Here is a 15,118-nt window from a genome sequence, read left to right as displayed (position 1 = left end):
TCAAGCCTCGCAGTCAAATCATCTGAGTCTCTCTGCATCAAGTACTGTTCCTGTTCGGTGGCCCAGGGGAGACTGATGCCACTCAGAAATGCGGTCACCTGTGCATGCCCGTGCAGCGCAGCGTGTACGTCGCTGCTCCAGTTGACCGCCGGGTCCAACAGGTATGCCCCTCCGAGGGAGAGGACGCTGCCGTCCCAGCCGAGCGCGACCCGCAACTGCCGGACGACGCGGGACACACGCTGCGCGGCCGCTCGCATCTCACGTGGTTTTCCGTCCCGGATCACTTCGATCAGCTCGTCGGTGGTGAGGTCCCCGCCGGCCATGATCAGCGCGGTCAGCGTGACGAGTTCCAAGTTGCCGAGGCGAACGCGCCGCCCATTGACCTGCACGCGCGGTACGCCCAACACCCGCAGGTCCACCCGCGTCTGCTGCGGGCGCGGAAGGGGTTCCGGACGCTGTCCCGGTGGCAGCAGCGCGAACAGCTGTCCGAAGGCGTGCGCTTCCTCGCGCATCCAGAGGGAACTCCGGACCAGCGGTTCCAGCAGGGCGACGGCCCGCTGCAGATTCCCGGTGCGGCGTGCGAGTTCTGCCCGGACGATCACGGCCCGCTCTGCGTCCTCGATGTCGAGCTTGCCGGTGCGGCTCAGGTGCGCCTCAACGGCCTTCACGTCCAGATAGTCCTGGCCGACGAGTGTGGCGGCGACGTCCACGTTCACCCAGGACAGGCCGCTCTCACGGTCGCCCTGCGCCGCGTTCGCCGCACCGCGCAGCGTTTCGAGCGCCTGCATGTGCCGCCCCGCGAGCCGCTGGGTGTACCCCAGACCGCGCAGTGCCTGCCGCAGGTCGTCCTCGTCATTGCTGGCCTGCGCCGCCTGCCGGTACAGCGACTCGGCGCGTGCCCATTCGCCCAGGGCGCGCCGCGCCGCTGCCTGCCCGGCCAGCGCACGACTTCTGAACCCGGACCGCAGGGCGGCCACCTGCATGAAGTATTCCTCGGCCTCTGCGAAGCGGCCCAGGCGCAGGCAGACCAGGCCCATGTTGTTCAGGATCATCGCCCGGTGCCCCGTGGAGACCACCAGCTTCAGCGCGTCCGTGTACGCCAGCATCGCGCCCGGCTCGTTTCCAGCCCGACTGCGCAGGCCGCCCAGGTCCAGCAGGATCAACCCGCGTGCCCAGCCTTCACTGACGTCCAGTGCCTCCTGAAACGTACCTTCCCAGTCGCTGCTGGCGTCCAGACGGTTCAGGGCGAAGCCTTTCATGCGCAGCGCCAGACCCCGTTCGCGGTCCGTGAGATTCTGCCGGTCCTGCAGGGCCGTCTCGGCGGCCTGCAGGGCCTCGGGAAACGCCTCTTGCTGCGTCAGCGCCCAGGCCAGATGCGCGAACAGAAACCCAGCGTTCACCTGCTCCGCCTGCGCGGCGCGCACCAGCTCGGTCACGGCTGCCGGTGTCTGTGCGTTCCCGGTTAGCCGCACTTTCAACCGCAGCCCTTGCAGGCTCAGGCAGCCGCCAACGCCGCGCGGCAACGACGCAGGCGCATCATGTTCCACACGCTGCAGCAACTCCAGCAGGGCCGCCGGGTTCTGACCGTCGTCCAGGGCGCGTTCGATGGTCAGGAGGGCGTCGTCGAAGCGGCCCCCGTCGGCCAGGGCCAGCACGGAGTCCCGCCACGCCTCCCAGGGCACGGTGGGCGCTGAAGACCGGTGGAATGAACACACGGCAGGCAGCCTAGCGCCCCGACCACCAAACCGAGAGACTGTGGTCGGGGTTGGGAGAACGGACAAGCCGGGAGCTCCGCCGGTCTTCGTGTCGTCGCCCGCCAGAGAAGCCGGGGAGGGGGAGTGCATAGACGCCGTCTGGAAGGGGTGCGGTGCGCTGAGAAGCAGCAGGGCGGCAAACAGTACGGCGGATACCAGAGGCGGCAGGCAGAACTCAGGTGCTGCCGAGGGTCTCCCGGGGCGCTGTCCGCTAAGGGCTAAGGGGGCGCGAGACGGGAACTCCCCCAGACCCCCAGGTGATGGGGGTATAGGGGTCGCGCGTGGTCAGCGTTCAGAGGTGAGGAAGCGGGCGAAAAGACCGCATGACAGCGTCCGACTTCACGGACGATCACTGACGGAAAAATGCCTGTTCGGACGCCTCCTTTCGGTGATGCGTGCAGCTTGAGGCCCGGTCGCGTCCACACATGACGCCCGGTTCACCCCCGGTTTATTCGTCCGCACCGGTGCTCCCGGCTGCCTGGTCCAGGCCCCCGCCGCCGTGGTGCTGATGTTCAGTCTGGGCGTCAGCGGCGGTCTGGGGCACCTGCTTCTTCATGCTGGTCTTCCGGGAAGCTCCCACCTCGCTGCTCGCCCCGCTGGCCGACGCCTGAGCGGCGCCGTGACAGTTGCGCCGCCGCGGGCGTACACTGGGACCACCGGGTGAGGTGGCGCGTCGGCTGTTCACCCCGAACAGACCGGGTGCCCGCGCCCGCCCGTGTGGGGGGCCTATGAAGGTATTCATGGCAGAACGACATCTCCCCGGCATCACGATGCAACAACTCGGCGAAGCGCAGGCCGCCGCCATCCGCGAGAGTGACCGCGCCAGCGCATCGGGGACACCTGTGCACTACCTGCGCAGCATGTACGTTCCCGGAGACGAGCGCTGCTCATGCCTGTTTGAGGCTGAGAGCGCCGATGATGTCCGGCACGTAAATGACGCGGCGGGAGTGCCGTACACCCGGGTGGTGGAGGCCCTGGACCTCAGACCTCCATCCGCCTGATCGGCATTTGCGAGGGTCCGCCGGGCACGTCTTCCCGCCACCGTGGAATTGGGCCGCCCGCAGGCGGCCCGTTCGCTGGCTGACCGTCCTGGGGCCTGGGGGCTATCCCCGGCCCCCGGCAATCCGGGCAGCCTCGGGCAGACGCGCAAGCCCGCGCATGGCGAGTGCTCCCAGCAACGGCCCCACGCCCAGCACCGCAAAGGCCAGCGGCCAGCCTCCGCGGCCAACAAGCACGGGCACCAGCGCGATGCTCCCGGCCGTCAGCGTGAAGCCCAGGGCCAGCTGCGTGGTCAGGGCCGTGCCCACGTAGGCGGGGTCGGCGATTTCGCTCACGATGGTCGAGAACTGGGCAGAATCCGCGATGATCCAGAAGCCCCACAGCAGGCTCAGCGCCAGCACCACCGGGGGCGCGGCGTCTGCCAGGAAGGCAAGGGCCAGTGCGCAGGCTCCGGACAGACACATCGCCAGCGCTGTGAGCCGGGTCCGGCCCCAGCGGTCGCCCAGCACCCCGCCGACATAACAGCCCAGCGCCCCCACGCCCACCACCGCGAAGGTGGCATAGGCGGCTCCCCGCTGTGGATCGGGCAGGTCATGGTCCGAGAGCAGGCGGGTAAAGAACACGGCGAACCACGCCCACATGGCGTACAGCTCCCACATGTGGCCCAGATAGCCCAGGGTGGTCAGGCCCATCGCGCGCCCGGTCAGGAGTCGCCACGCCTGGGCGGGCCGGAACACCGCCCGCGGAAACTGGTGCGGACCGTTTCCAACCCGCCAGGCCATCACGCCGCCCAGCGCGGCAAGCACACTGGTGACAACGATCACGGCCTGCCAGTTCGCTCCTCCCAGGCCGTTGACCAGGTGGGGGAGGGCGGCGGCGAGGGTCAGGGCCCCGACCATGACCCCCAGCGCCACGCCGCGACCGCTGCGAAACCAGGTGGACATGGCCTTGAGGGCCGGAGGATAGACCAGCGCCATGGCCGCGCCCGTCACCGCGCGCAGGGCAATCGCTGCCAGTGGTCCCTGGGCCAGCAGCAGGCCCAGGTTGGCCCCGGCAGCCAGCAGCGCGCCGGCCAGGATCAGCTGCCGGGGGGCGATCCGATCGGCGAGGTTGAGGGCCGCGCTGAGCACTGCCCCCAGCACAAAGCCCAGCTGAACGGCCAGCGTCAGCCACGCCGCGTCCGTGTCGCTCAGGGTCCACGCGGCGCGCAGCTGGGGCAGGACCGCTGCCGCCGAGAACCACGGAGCCATGGCGAAGACGACCGCGCTGGCCAGCCAGGTCAGGGCCGTCCAGCGTGCGGGGGCGACATCCTGCGAGACGGCGTTCGACATGCCGCGTAGCATAGACACTCGCGGCCGCCGGAGGGGCCAGGGTGAGGGCGAAGCGCCGGGTTTTCCAGCGGTATTCCCAACCCCGTGTCGTGACTGACCGCCCGAGTGCCGTTGAAGGGTGCCCGAGTGCGGTTCATGGGACATTTCTCTAGCCTGTGGAGCCACACCGGCTGTTTCCCTGAAATCCTGAATCTTGTGGCTTGACATCTACCTACTGGTAGGTAGATACTGAGTCATGCCGAGCCTCTCCAACACCCGCACCCACATCCTGGACGTGGCCCAGGGGCTGATGCAGCAGTGCGGCTTTAACGCCGTCAGCTACGCAGACATCGGCAAGCAGCTGGGCATCCGCAACGCCAGCATCCACCACCACTTTCCCAGCAAGGCCGAACTGGGCACCGAACTCACCCGCCGTTACCGCGAGCGGGTCAAGGAGGTGCTTCTGACCCTCAGCGCGGCAGAACTCAGCCCGGTCAGCATGCTCGAGCAGTATGTGGCCGCCTACCACGCGGTCATTCATGGCGACGGCCGTATCTGTCTGTGTACCGCTCTGGCCGGAGATTACGGAACTCTGCCCGCGGACATGCAGCGGGAGGTTCAGTCCTTTTTTGCCCTGAATGAACGCTGGTTGACCGATGTGCTGCGCCAGGGTCAGACCAGTGGGCACTTTCGGTTTTCCGAGTCGCCCCGTGACACCGCCCTGGAACTGCTCGCCACCCTGGAAGGAGCCATGCTGCTCGCCCGGGTACGCCAGGAGCCGCCACTCTTCTTTCAGATGATGGATCGTTCCCTCCGGGGGCTTCAGGCCACCTGAGCTCTTTCTCGCCCGCACCTTCCTTCTTTCCCAGATCCGGAGTTCACCATGACGCAGACCCTGCCCGTCCGTCCCGCCCTCGCCGACCAGGCCCGCACCTTCTTCGAACTGCACACCTCCCCGGAGATCCTGGTGCTGGCCAATGTCTGGGATGTGGTTTCTGCCCAGGTGGTCGCCGCGACTCCAGGCGTACGTGCCCTGGCCACCGCCAGCCACTCCATCGCGTCCACCTTCGGCTACGCCGACGGCGAGCAGATTCCCCTGGAACTGCATCTGGACATGGTCCGCCGCATCGTTCAGGCGGTGGATCTTCCGGTCACCATGGACCTGGAAGCCGGCTACGGCAATGCGGGCGAGACGGCCCGGCGGGCCATCGCGGCGGGCGTGGTCGGGGGCAACCTGGAAGACCAGATGCGGCCGCTGGACGAGGCGGTGGCCGCCGTGCGCGCGGTGATGGCCGCCGGTCACGAGGCGGGCATCGAGTTTGTGCTGAATGCCCGCACTGACGCCCTGGTACGCGCCTCGGCCGAGACGCCCCGCGGGCAGGTGCTGGAGGAAGCTATTCGGCGGGGACAGGCGTTCCTGGAAGCGGGCGCTCCGGTGGTGTTCATACCGGGCCTGGTGGCGCGTGAGGAGATCCAGACGGTGGTGGCGGCGCTGGGGCCGCAGAAGCTGACGGTGATCAGCGTGCCAGGGGTGAGCCTGCCGGTGCAGGAGCTGCAGGAGCTGGGAGTGGCGCGGGTGTCGACGGGACCGTTTACGCAGCGGGTGGCACTGACGGCGCTGCAGGACGCAGCGGCCGAGCTGGTGGCCGGGGGCGGATTGCCGGCTGCCACCCGCGCCCTGAACTGATTGACGGATTAACCTTGATGGTCCCTTGGACTGCCCCGTGGCGGTTCATGGGGCCAGCTGCTGGCCCGTATGTGTTGATGCCGATCAGGAGTGCCCGGGCAGACGCCCATATGCTTGACTGACCACATGATCAATCTGCATGGCAAGGTGGTACTCGTGACGGGTGCGTCGCGCGGCATCGGGGCGGTCTGTGTTCGGAGTCTGCTGGAGGCCGGCGCGTCGGTATCGGCCCATCTCGGCCGCAGCGGGGAGGATCGCGGAGGCTTGGTAGAGGAGTTCGGTGCCGAGCGGGTGCAGGTGCTGGGCGGTGACCTGTCCCGGCCCGGGGAGGGGGACCGGCTCTTTCAGGCCGCCGCCGACTGGAAGGGTCAGGTGGACGTGCTGGTCAACAACGCCGGGATCTCGCCGGCGGTCACGGTGGACGATCCGCTCGCAGCGTGGTCGGCCGGGTGGCAGGAGACGCTGCAGGTCAACCTGCTGAGCGTGGCCGACACCTGCCGGGCCGCCATCCAGCATTACCGCCAGCGAGGCGGCGGCACGATCATCAACATGGCGAGCCGGGCAGCGTTCCGGGGGGACCTGCCCGACGCCATGCACTACGCTGCGTCCAAGGGAGGGGTCATCGCCCTGACCAAATCCATTGCGCAGGGGTTTGCCGCCGAGGGCATCCTGGCCTACGCTGTCGCGCCCGGCTGGGTCCGGACTGAGATGGCCGCCCGCTACCTGCAGGAACACGCCGCCGACCTGGGCCGTGACCTGCCCCTGGGCGACGCCGCGCCGCCAGAGGAGGTGGCCGCCACGGTGGTGTTTCTCGCCTCTGGCATGGTTGGCCACATGACCGGGGCGACGCTGGACATCAACGGTGCGTCCTATGTGCGGTAGCTCCCGGCAGTAGGAGCTGATTTAACTTCGGCGCTGCTGAACGGAGGGCGCGGATATGCCGGGGGGGGGTCCAGGGCCCGGTGGGCCTTGCCGGGCCCTTCCTGGGATTCCTGTGAGGCAGGAAAAAAAAGAGTGTCTGGAACGGTGTTTTCCGGCGGTATTTTCGGTCTGGAACAGATTTGAGGTGAATATTAGTGCAGGTGTTCAATACGACCACCAGAAATGTTGCTTGACAGCCCACTCTTCCGCACAGCATTCCTGATTCCGGGATGCTGGCAGGTGGCCCCCGTGCCCAAACCCGGGCGGGGTCAGCAGGGGGCGGACTTTTCACCTAAGGCCGCTTAGGTGAAAAGAGATACACTCGGTCATGCCGATTCCGCCTGCGACCTCTATCTCTCCCGGCCACGGCCCTTCCCGGTCATGACACTCGCCCAGTACCACGGCGATCAGCTGAGCCACGCCGACACTTGGCTCAACCTGCATGACGATGAGCTGCGCCGCCGCGCCGTCCAAGCGGCCGGCGAGAAGGACACCGTCACGCTGGTCTCACTGACCCGCGCCTACCTCACCCACCACAGCCGCAGCGGCATCCTCACCAGCCCCCGCACGGTCGAGGCGTACACCCTGGGCGTCCGGCAGTTTCTCGAATACGCCCAGACCCAGGCCCTCAATCTGTTGCGCCCCCACCGCCACGACGCCGGACGGTATGTCCAGGCCCTGCTTGCCGGGGGCCGCAAACCGGCGGGCGTGCAGCTCAAGGTCGCCGCGGCGGGCTGCCTGTACCGCGCCCTGCGCTGGGCCGGGGCCACCGAGGCCGATCCCTTCCGCGAGGTCCGCATCCCGAAAGACCCCACCTCCGGCATCGAGAAACGTCCGCCCTATACCGAGGATGAACTCGCCGATGTGCTGGAACACGCCGACCCGCACACCACCTTCCTGCTCTTTCTGATCGCGCATGCGGGGCTGCGAATCAGCGAGGCGCTGGCCCTCACCTGGGACGATCTGGAGGAGGGAACGCGCCGCATTCATGTCCGGTCCGGCAAGGGACGCAAAGCACGCCGCGTCACCATGAGTGTTCGGCTCGCCCGCGCCGCCCGCCAGTTCCGCACGCTGTATGCTCCCGGTGGGCCGGAACACAGCCGGTACCGCCCAGCGGGCCGCGCGCCGGGATATGTGTTCCGTTACGCCACCCAGCAGGCGGCCCGCTACCACCTGACGCAGGTTTTTCAGGCTGCAGGTGTGCCGTTCCGGGGCTTTCATCCGGGGCGCAAGTATGCGGGGACCCGGCTGCTGCAGCAGGTCAAGGATTTTGGGCGGGTGGCGGCCCATCTGGGACACGCCTCGGTGGACACCACCCGTCGGGGCTACGCCGTCCTGGCCGCCGAAGACCTCAAGGATGATCTGGCGGGATGGTGAGAGACGCAGTGAAGTTGTGCCCTGGGTGAGTCTGGAGCGGGCTGCGCCTCACCTCTGTTGTTGGGTGTGGTGCTGTGTACCCGTCTGAATGGGGCGTCGCTGGCACGAACCGTTGCGCCTTGGATGCAGGAACGGACTGTTGATGGGGCGCGGTATTCGACCCGTAGGGCTGCCTGGACCAGAGGTGTTGAATATATACAATGTTTTTAATTCCTTATTTCCTATGCACGCTTCCTGACTTTCCTCCACGCACAAGCCCACGCCTCGGCATCCCACATAAACAGCCGCTCTTCCCATGCCTTTCCTTGTGCTCAAGCGCAGGCTTATGCGTGCCCTGTGCTTGAGCAGTCAATTCAACTGGCACGCTTGGCTTGTGTACGCACCTAATGAAACGGTACTGCTGCAGTCGCGTGTATTGCAGAAGGGCAGGTACTGAAGAGAGAAAAACAAAGGTGTAATGGGGATTTAGCGCCTACCAGCGCGGTTGTATATATTCGTAGGCGTCGTCTGTTCCCGTGAAGAGGCGCCCACGACCTCCCATCACACCTCAAAACGTTCCCTACACACCAGTACGGTGGGGATCAGACCGTAGTGTGGTCCGCGTGAACGAAACACTTGATCTGCTGCGCCGCTACTACGATGCCTTCAATGCCGCGGACCGCGAACCCATGCTGGCCCTGCTGACTGAGGATGTGATCCACGACCTCAACCAGGGCGTCCGACAAAGCGGCAAGGATGCCTTCCGCGCCTTCATGGCCCGCATGGACCACAGTTACCGCGAGCAGCTCACGGACATCGTGGTGCTCTCCTCCCCGGACGGCCGCCGGGCGGGAGCGGAGTATGTGGTGCACGGTGAGTACCTTGCCACAGACGACGGTTTGCCCGAGGCACACGGACAGACATACGTACTTCCCGGCGGCGCTTTCTTCGAGGTCCGTGACGGCAAGATCGCCCGTGTCACGAACTACTACAACCTGGAAGACTGGATCCGGCAGGTCGGCGGCTGACCGTGAAGGTCGAGCGCTACACGGGAGAAGGAATCCGCGATGTGCTGAGCGACCTCGCGCGGCTGCGGGTAACGGTCTTCCGGGACTTTCCGTATCTGTACGAGGGCAGCCCCGAGTACGAGGCCAGCTACCTCCAGACGTACCTGAATACACCGGAGAGCCTGGCGGTGGTCGTCCCCGACGGAGACCGGGTAGTGGGGGCCTCCACGGCCATGCCGCTTTCGGCAGAGACACCGGACCTGCAGGCTCCCTTTCAGGCGGGTGGCTACGACGTCGAGACCATTTTCTACCTGGCCGAGTCGGTCCTGCAGCCGGAGTACCGGGGACGCGGATTGGGGATCACGTTCTTCGAGGAACGCGAGGCCCACGCGCGGCGGCTGGGCCGTTTCCGCTATGCAGCCTTCTGCGCTGTGCAGCGCCCTGAGAATCATCCCCGCCGCCCGGAAGGGTACGTCCCACTGGACGCCTTCTGGCAAAAGCGGGGCTACACGAAGCGGCTGGAGTTGAGCACCACCCTCACGTGGCAGGACCTCGATGAAACTGCAGAGAGCCCCAAGCCCATGACGTTCTGGCTCAAGGACCTGACCAGAACCGCAGAAGAGCGCCGATGAAGCTTGCCCTGGCCCAGTATCCCGTCTCGTACTTCGAACACTGGGAGGCGTTCGAGGAGAAGCTTACCCATTGGGTCCAGGACGCGGCGGCCACGGGCGCCGAACTGCTGGTGTTTCCCGAATACGGCAGCATGGAACTGACCAGCCTGCTTCCGCGCGAGGTGCAGGCGGACGTGCGCCCGCAGCTGTCCGCCCTGCAACCCTTTCATGACCGGTACGTGGAACTGTACGTGCGCCTTGCCCGGCAGTACGGTGTGTACCTCATTGCGGGAAGCTTTCCGGTGCAGGAGGAAGCCGGCTTCCTGAACCGGGCGTACCTCCTCACGCCCGCCGGGGAAGTCCATTTTCAGGACAAACTGGTGATGACCCGCTTCGAGAACGAGCAGTGGGGTGTGGACGCCGCCACCACCGGCCTGAAGGTGTTCGACACCGAACGCGGCCACATCGGGATCAACATCTGCTACGACAGCGAGTTCCCGCCGCTGGCCCGTGCGCAGGCAGAAGCGGGCGCGGACCTGATCGTGGTGCCCAGTTGCACGGACGCAGTGACCGGGTATTACCGGGTACAGGTGGGCTCGCGGGCCCGCGCCCTGGAGAATCAGGTGTTCGTCGCGCACGCCTCGCTGGTGGGCGAGGCCGCCTGGAACGAGGCAATTGACGTGAATGTGGGTGCGGCGGGCGTATACGGCCCCATCGACCACGGCTTCTCCCCCACCGGGGACGGCATTGTGGTGCTGGGAGAACTCAACGAGCCCGGCTGGGTATACGCCGACCTTGATCTCCAAACCCTGCGGCGGGTGCGCGAGGCGGGACAGACCTTCAACGTCCGCGACTGGCCACACGGCGTACGTCAGGCGCAGCCGGGCGCGAGGGTCATCCGCGTGAAGGAACCCGCGCCGCAAGATTGACACGCCGGAAGGCTACCTCCTACGCTGAATCTTGATGCTCGTGCCGGCCGGCCAGGAAATACCGGTTGCACTGTCCCGCACAGCCCGCAGTCAGCAGATTCACCCAGGAGACCGCCCGCTCTAGCGGGTCAGGGGCGTGTCCCGGATGAACTGCGCCACCGCCCGACCGATCTCAACTGGGGAGTCCTCCTGAAGAAAGTGCCGCCCCCCCACCGTCACTTCCTGCTGGTTGGGCCAGCTGCGGCAGAACTCCCGCTGTCTTCCGATCAGGATGGAGCCGGGGTCGGCATTGATGAACAGCTTAGGCACCGGCGCCTCCTGCAGGAAACGGCCATACGCCTCCACCATCGCCACAACATCTTCCGGCTCGCCTTCGATGGGCAGCTCGCGCGGAAACGTCAGCATCGGGCGGCGGTCCTCGCCGGCTTCAGGAAAGGGCCGCCGGTAGGCCTCCATCTCCTCGTCGCTCAGCGGCCGCAGAATGGAGGACGGCAGGATCCGTTCAATGAAGATGTTTTTTTGCAGGATCAGGGCTTCGCCGGCCTCGCCGCGCATTCCCTGGAAAATACGGACCGCTCCCGGGTCCCAGTCCTCCCAGGTCACGGGCTGCACGATGGTCTCCATGTACGCGATCCGCGCGACCCGTTCGGGATGCCGCGCGGCCCAGTGAAATCCCAGGGCGCCGCCCCAGTCGTGCAGCACGAGCGTCACCCGCTGGAGACCGAGCGCATCAAACCACGCGTCCAGGTACCGGGCGTGGTCCGCGATGCGGTAGCGACCTGCGGGGGCCTGGCCCGACGCCCCCATGCCGACCAGGTCCGGGGCCAGGCAGCGGCCCAGTGCCTCGACCTCGGGAATGACGTTGCGCCACAGATAGGAGGACGTGGGATTGCCGTGCAGAAAGACGATGGGGTCACCGCTGCCCACATCGACGAAGGCGAGCTCCGTGTCGAGGACGGCGAGGCGCCGGCGGGCATAGGGATCTGCGGGGGATGGCGTCGAAGAGCGGGTCATGCTGACCTCCTGGAGCTGGGAAGAGTAAATTTGGGAAGGACGGGTGCCCACCAAGAATAGCCGCTCCTCCCTTCGGTGAGGCGGGCCACAGCGCCGAACAGACCAGAATGGGAGGGGCCGAACTGGTGCGCCCGCAGGTACCTGTTTCCGCGCCGCGGCCCGCCCCTGCAGAAGACCCCTGGAACTTCCCGGAGAAAGGCGACGTATCCGGAAGAAATGACTCCTGTTTCCGTACGGCGGCTCTCCTACAGCCTGATCCCCCTGCTTCTGCTGTCCGCCTGCACCCGACCCGTGCAGGTTTCGGCGCAACAAAGCAATGAAGTGAGGGTGTACCGCTACATGGCCCGCTGCGTTCAGTCCATCGAACGGCGCCGGGTTCAGCCCGGAACCTCGCGGCCGGGCCTGCCCGCAGAATTACATGGGCAGAGCTGCGAGGGTCCGGTGCTGGGCGACTACTCTGTGTCCAGAACCAGCGCTGCCCAGGCAGGCGTGAAGAACAGTGTGATTCGGCTGGACCCCAGCCGCCTGAGTGGATTCACCCTGGAGGTCGAGTCGCTGGATGGCCAGACACTGACCTACGTGGACCGCGGCAAGACAGCGGCCGCAGCCGAACAGGCCGGCACCTTCGAGATCCCCCCTTCAGCGGTGCCTGTGGATCTGGACGATACCGACCATCCCCTGAATGCAGCTGAACTTCAGGAGAAACCCTGAGGACCTGAACCGCGAGTGTGTGTTACTCCCTTTCCCAGGCGCGCTGTACGGCTGCAACCCCCTGAGGGTCCACAGCCTTCAGCTCGGCGCGGCTGCGCGGCACATCTGGTCTGGACGCAAAATACGCCTCCGTAAGCGTGGCAAAATACTCCCGGACATCTGCAACCGCATACGAACCATTCCACCCGCTCCCAATTTTGCCGTAGAGATCATGGGTGCGCGCCGCCTGAAAGGCTTTCAGGACACCCGGATCCTGACGGTTCAGCCGGCGATCATCGTAACCATGCGCCAGTTCGTGGAGCATGACTGAATACCGCCCATGCTGCCGGATGAACTCGTCGATGTCCGAGATGCTGATGTCTCCCGCCCGCTGCTTTATCAGCGGCGGCTGGTCTGGGGACGGCCTCTGCCAGTAGTACATGGCCACCGTGGAAGCATTCAGAGCCGAATCCGGATCAACCCAGACGCGAATTTCGCGAAGGGTCTCGTGACTGGAGGCAGGCAACACGTCAACTGCGGCAGCAAGCTGCTCTTCCAGTCGCCACAGAAACCGGTCTTTGAGGTCGGGATTGGCCTGCAGGCTGGGAGAAATGAGTGTGGTAAAACCGGCCAGCCGAACACGCACGAACCCAGCCGGCGCCTGACGGTTTGAAACCGTTTCCCTGAACCACAGACCTGTCCCGAGCATCAAAATACCGACGGCGGTCAAGACAAACCAGTTGATTTTTCGGCGGCTGACCCGCCGCGCATTTGAAGGGGATGTGCTCGGAACCATGGAGACCTCCTGTGGGCTGCACTGATGTCGGTTACGTACTCAGGAAGTCTGGAGTTGCTCAGCCGCACCGATGGCACAGAACTGTGACTGGAGTGGGGAAGTGATCGTGGAGCCCACTCAGGCATTGCGTCTGTCAAGGAAGTGCGGCCCCGCCGTAACCTGCACCTGCCCTGGGTGCAAGGTGCAGGCATACGCGGCCCTGCAACCGCAGTTCCTCTATGGTCAGGGGCTGAGCGAATTGCCGGGTCAGGGTCAGGGCGCGCAGCAGGATCGTGCGGGCCTGTTCTAAGTTGCCCATCGCCGTATACAGCCCCCCCTGAACCCGCAGGCAGCCAACATCTTGGTCCTGCCAGTCCCGTGGGGTTTTCTCACTCCATCTCAGCCCTTCGGCGAACATGCCCTGGGCATACCAGAACAGAAACAGGCTGTTCGCCACTTGGCTGACCTAAGTCCATTCTCCGCGTATCAACAGGCGCCGCAACAACTCACGGATGTTATCCATATCAGCCCGCAGACGCTCAAACCAGACCAACTCCTGATGTGCCTTAAGCTGTTGCTCCGCTGTTTGGACCAGGGAGGAGAATTAGCGGGTGTGCTGTGCCTCCACTTGAGTCTGTTCGTCCGGCAAGTCCATGAGGTGCAGGGCAGCCAACTGCGTCAGCAGCGGGTGTTGGGAGAAGCGGCCCGACCAAGGTCCGTGGTCGCTCGCTCAAGGAGGCGCACAATGGGGGAGTGACCAGCGTGCGGCTGTTGCCTAAACGGCGCTCCTCCAGCCCCCCCCCTGCTCGGGGCGGCCTGGCGCGCACCTACGCCGCGTTGAGTCTGGCAGTGTTGCTGGTGAGCCTCGCCGTGATCGGCTGGTGGGTCAGTCGACAGATCGAGGTCGGGGTGGTCCACCGCACCGCCGCCGCCACTGCGCTGTATGTCGAGAACTTCATCACGACCCAGCTTCAGGAACTCGATCACGCTGAGAGGCTCTCGCCAGAGCGCACCGCGGCCATCGAGCGGCTGCTGGCCGATACGCCGCTGGGGCGCGAGGTCGTGGCGATCAAGGTCTGGGGACCCGGCGGGCGGGTGGTGTACGGCGAGAACGCCGGGCAGGTGTTCGAGGTCAAGGACGAGCAGTCGGGGCTTGGCATGGCGAGATCATCGCGAACCTCACCAAGCTAACCGACTCCGAAAATGCCCACCTGCGGCCCCAGTTCAGGCGGTTGCTGGAAATCTACACGCCCATTCGCCTGGAGGGCTCGGACCGGGTACTGGCGGTCGCCGAGTTCTACCAGCGGGTGGACGCCCTCGACCGGGAAATGAGGGCGGCGCAGCTTCGCAGCTGGGCGGTTGTGACCCTGGTGATCGGCCTGACCTACCTGCTGCTCTCGGGGCTGGTGCGCCGGGGCAGCAACACCATCGACCGCCAGAGTGCGGAATTGCGCGCGAACGTCGCCCGGCTGGAGGCGCTGCTGGACCAGAACCGCGAGCTGGGCGGGCGGGTGAGGCGCGCGGCCCGCCGAACAGTGGCGATGAACGAGCGCTTCCTGCGCCGGGTGGCGAGCGAGCTGCACGACGGCCCGGCACAGGACCTCGGAGTGGCGCTGCTGCGCCTGGAGAGCCTCGAAGGCGTGGCCCGGCACGTGCCGCCCGAGGAGCGCGAACGGGTGCAGGCTTCTCTTGGCGCGCTGGAGCACTGCCTCACGTCGGCCCTTACCGAGATGCGGACCCTGGCCCGGGACCTGCGTCTGCCGGACGTGGATCACCTCGATGTGGCGGCCGTGGTGGAGCGCGCCGTGCGCGAACACCGCCGACGCACAGATACGGTAGTCGAGGTCGAGATCGCCCCGGACGTGGGGTTGCAGTCCCTGGCCGTGCCCGTCGGCGTCAAGATGGCCGCCTTCCGCATCGTGCAGGAGGCGCTGAACAACGCCTTCCGCCATGCGGGCGGGCGGGGCCAGCGGGTGCACGTCCGGCTAGGGTGTGTCCGCAAACCTTCAGAGCCACTCCATCAGGCAGGCAATCGTGACCATGGCCTCGAAATGACAGGCGCGTT

General features: G+C 66.2%; 16 protein-coding genes. 11 read left to right on the top strand and 5 right to left on the bottom strand.

Going from position 1 to position 15,118, the window contains the following annotated elements; all coding sequences use genetic code 11:
- Positions 1-1,655: tetratricopeptide repeat protein (locus IEY21_RS15660; protein WP_229753172.1), on the bottom strand; the 1,655-nt coding region annotated here is incomplete at its 3' end.
- Positions 1,656-2,494: 839 nt separating this feature from the next.
- On the opposite strand from IEY21_RS15660, the gene IEY21_RS15655 reads away from it, so the two are divergent.
- Positions 2,495-2,755 carry a DUF4242 domain-containing protein gene (locus IEY21_RS15655; protein ID WP_229753171.1) on the top strand — a complete coding sequence of 87 codons (261 nt, stop codon included), beginning with the start codon at positions 2,495-2,497 and terminating at the stop codon, positions 2,753-2,755.
- A 102-nt stretch (positions 2,756-2,857) separates the two neighbouring features.
- Here IEY21_RS15655 and IEY21_RS15650 read toward each other — a convergent pair whose 3' ends face one another.
- Complete coding sequence (locus IEY21_RS15650) at positions 2,858-4,084, bottom strand: MFS transporter (protein ID WP_188905280.1); 1,227 nt, start codon at positions 4,082-4,084, stop codon at positions 2,858-2,860.
- 235 nt (positions 4,085-4,319) lie between these two features.
- Between IEY21_RS15650 and IEY21_RS15645 the strand changes: the two genes are divergently transcribed.
- The 7 genes from IEY21_RS15645 to IEY21_RS15615 all read left to right on the top strand — a co-directional run bounded on the left by IEY21_RS15645 (position 4,320) and on the right by IEY21_RS15615 (position 10,574).
- Entirely contained in the window at positions 4,320-4,898 is a 579-nt protein-coding gene (locus IEY21_RS15645) for a TetR/AcrR family transcriptional regulator (RefSeq protein WP_188905279.1), read from the top strand.
- 48 nt (positions 4,899-4,946) lie between these two features.
- Positions 4,947-5,750: an isocitrate lyase/PEP mutase family protein gene (locus IEY21_RS15640; RefSeq protein ID WP_188905278.1), complete on the top strand. Its 804-nt coding sequence runs from the start codon at positions 4,947-4,949 to the stop codon at positions 5,748-5,750.
- Between the two features lie 126 nt (positions 5,751-5,876).
- Complete coding sequence (locus tag IEY21_RS15635; protein ID WP_188905277.1) at positions 5,877-6,632, top strand: SDR family NAD(P)-dependent oxidoreductase; 756 nt, start codon at positions 5,877-5,879, stop codon at positions 6,630-6,632.
- Between the two features lie 420 nt (positions 6,633-7,052).
- Positions 7,053-8,048: a tyrosine-type recombinase/integrase gene (locus IEY21_RS15630; RefSeq protein ID WP_188905276.1), complete on the top strand. Its 996-nt coding sequence runs from the start codon at positions 7,053-7,055 to the stop codon at positions 8,046-8,048.
- 602 nt (positions 8,049-8,650) lie between these two features.
- Entirely contained in the window at positions 8,651-9,055 is a 405-nt protein-coding gene (locus IEY21_RS15625; RefSeq protein WP_188905275.1) for a ketosteroid isomerase-related protein, read from the top strand.
- Between the two features lie 2 nt (positions 9,056-9,057).
- On the top strand, positions 9,058-9,666 hold the full coding sequence (locus IEY21_RS15620; RefSeq protein ID WP_308424848.1) for a GNAT family N-acetyltransferase: 609 nt from the start codon (positions 9,058-9,060) through the stop codon (positions 9,664-9,666).
- Positions 9,663-10,574, top strand: a complete 912-nt coding sequence (locus tag IEY21_RS15615; RefSeq protein WP_188905274.1) for a carbon-nitrogen hydrolase family protein — start codon at positions 9,663-9,665, stop codon at positions 10,572-10,574. The genes IEY21_RS15620 and IEY21_RS15615 overlap by 4 nt, the downstream gene beginning before the upstream one ends.
- Positions 10,575-10,694: 120 nt before the next feature.
- On the opposite strand, the gene IEY21_RS15610 is transcribed toward IEY21_RS15615, so the two are convergent.
- Entirely contained in the window at positions 10,695-11,588 is an 894-nt protein-coding gene (locus IEY21_RS15610) for a haloalkane dehalogenase (RefSeq protein WP_188905273.1), read from the bottom strand.
- A 216-nt stretch (positions 11,589-11,804) separates the two neighbouring features.
- On the opposite strand from IEY21_RS15610, the gene IEY21_RS15605 reads away from it, so the two are divergent.
- Entirely contained in the window at positions 11,805-12,299 is a 495-nt protein-coding gene (locus IEY21_RS15605; RefSeq protein WP_188905272.1) for a hypothetical protein, read from the top strand.
- Between the two features lie 22 nt (positions 12,300-12,321).
- On the opposite strand, the gene IEY21_RS15600 is transcribed toward IEY21_RS15605, so the two are convergent.
- Both IEY21_RS15600 and IEY21_RS15595 read right to left on the bottom strand, forming a co-directional pair.
- Positions 12,322-13,074 (bottom strand): hypothetical protein, encoded by a 753-nt coding sequence (locus tag IEY21_RS15600; protein ID WP_188905271.1) that lies wholly within the window; start codon positions 13,072-13,074, stop codon positions 12,322-12,324.
- Between the two features lie 133 nt (positions 13,075-13,207).
- Complete coding sequence (locus IEY21_RS15595) at positions 13,208-13,510, bottom strand: hypothetical protein (protein WP_188905270.1); 303 nt, start codon at positions 13,508-13,510, stop codon at positions 13,208-13,210.
- Between the two features lie 296 nt (positions 13,511-13,806).
- On the opposite strand from IEY21_RS15595, the gene IEY21_RS16950 reads away from it, so the two are divergent.
- Both IEY21_RS16950 and IEY21_RS16945 read left to right on the top strand, forming a co-directional pair.
- Positions 13,807-14,244 carry a hypothetical protein gene (locus IEY21_RS16950; protein ID WP_229753170.1) on the top strand — a complete coding sequence of 146 codons (438 nt, stop codon included), beginning with the start codon at positions 13,807-13,809 and terminating at the stop codon, positions 14,242-14,244.
- 41 nt (positions 14,245-14,285) lie between these two features.
- On the top strand, positions 14,286-15,118 hold an 833-nt coding region (locus IEY21_RS16945), incomplete at its 3' end, for a sensor histidine kinase (protein WP_229753169.1).

The sequence above is a fragment of the Deinococcus aerophilus genome (assembly GCF_014647075.1).
Lineage (GTDB): Bacteria > Deinococcota > Deinococci > Deinococcales > Deinococcaceae > Deinococcus > Deinococcus aerophilus.
Note: the sequence above shows the minus strand (reverse complement) of the source record. Positions and strands in the feature narration are given on the sequence as shown.

What these genes read in the sequence shown, in the direction of transcription:
- IEY21_RS15630 (WP_188905276.1), top strand. Translation starts at nt 7,053, where the DNA reads ATGACACTCGCCCAGTACCACGGCGATCAGCTGAGCCACGCCGACACT.
- IEY21_RS15640 (WP_188905278.1), top strand. Translation starts at nt 4,947, where the DNA reads ATGACGCAGACCCTGCCCGTCCGTCCCGCCCTCGCCGACCAGGCCCGC.
- IEY21_RS15635 (WP_188905277.1), top strand. Translation starts at nt 5,877, where the DNA reads ATGATCAATCTGCATGGCAAGGTGGTACTCGTGACGGGTGCGTCGCGC.
- IEY21_RS15600 (WP_188905271.1), bottom strand. Translation starts at nt 13,074, where the DNA reads ATGGTTCCGAGCACATCCCCTTCAAATGCGCGGCGGGTCAGCCGCCGA.
- IEY21_RS15615 (WP_188905274.1), top strand. Translation starts at nt 9,663, where the DNA reads ATGAAGCTTGCCCTGGCCCAGTATCCCGTCTCGTACTTCGAACACTGG.
- IEY21_RS15655 (WP_229753171.1), top strand. Translation starts at nt 2,495, where the DNA reads ATGGCAGAACGACATCTCCCCGGCATCACGATGCAACAACTCGGCGAA.
- IEY21_RS15645 (WP_188905279.1), top strand. Translation starts at nt 4,320, where the DNA reads ATGCCGAGCCTCTCCAACACCCGCACCCACATCCTGGACGTGGCCCAG.
- IEY21_RS15650 (WP_188905280.1), bottom strand. Translation starts at nt 4,084, where the DNA reads ATGTCGAACGCCGTCTCGCAGGATGTCGCCCCCGCACGCTGGACGGCC.
- IEY21_RS15605 (WP_188905272.1), top strand. Translation starts at nt 11,805, where the DNA reads ATGACTCCTGTTTCCGTACGGCGGCTCTCCTACAGCCTGATCCCCCTG.
- IEY21_RS15610 (WP_188905273.1), bottom strand. Translation starts at nt 11,588, where the DNA reads ATGACCCGCTCTTCGACGCCATCCCCCGCAGATCCCTATGCCCGCCGG.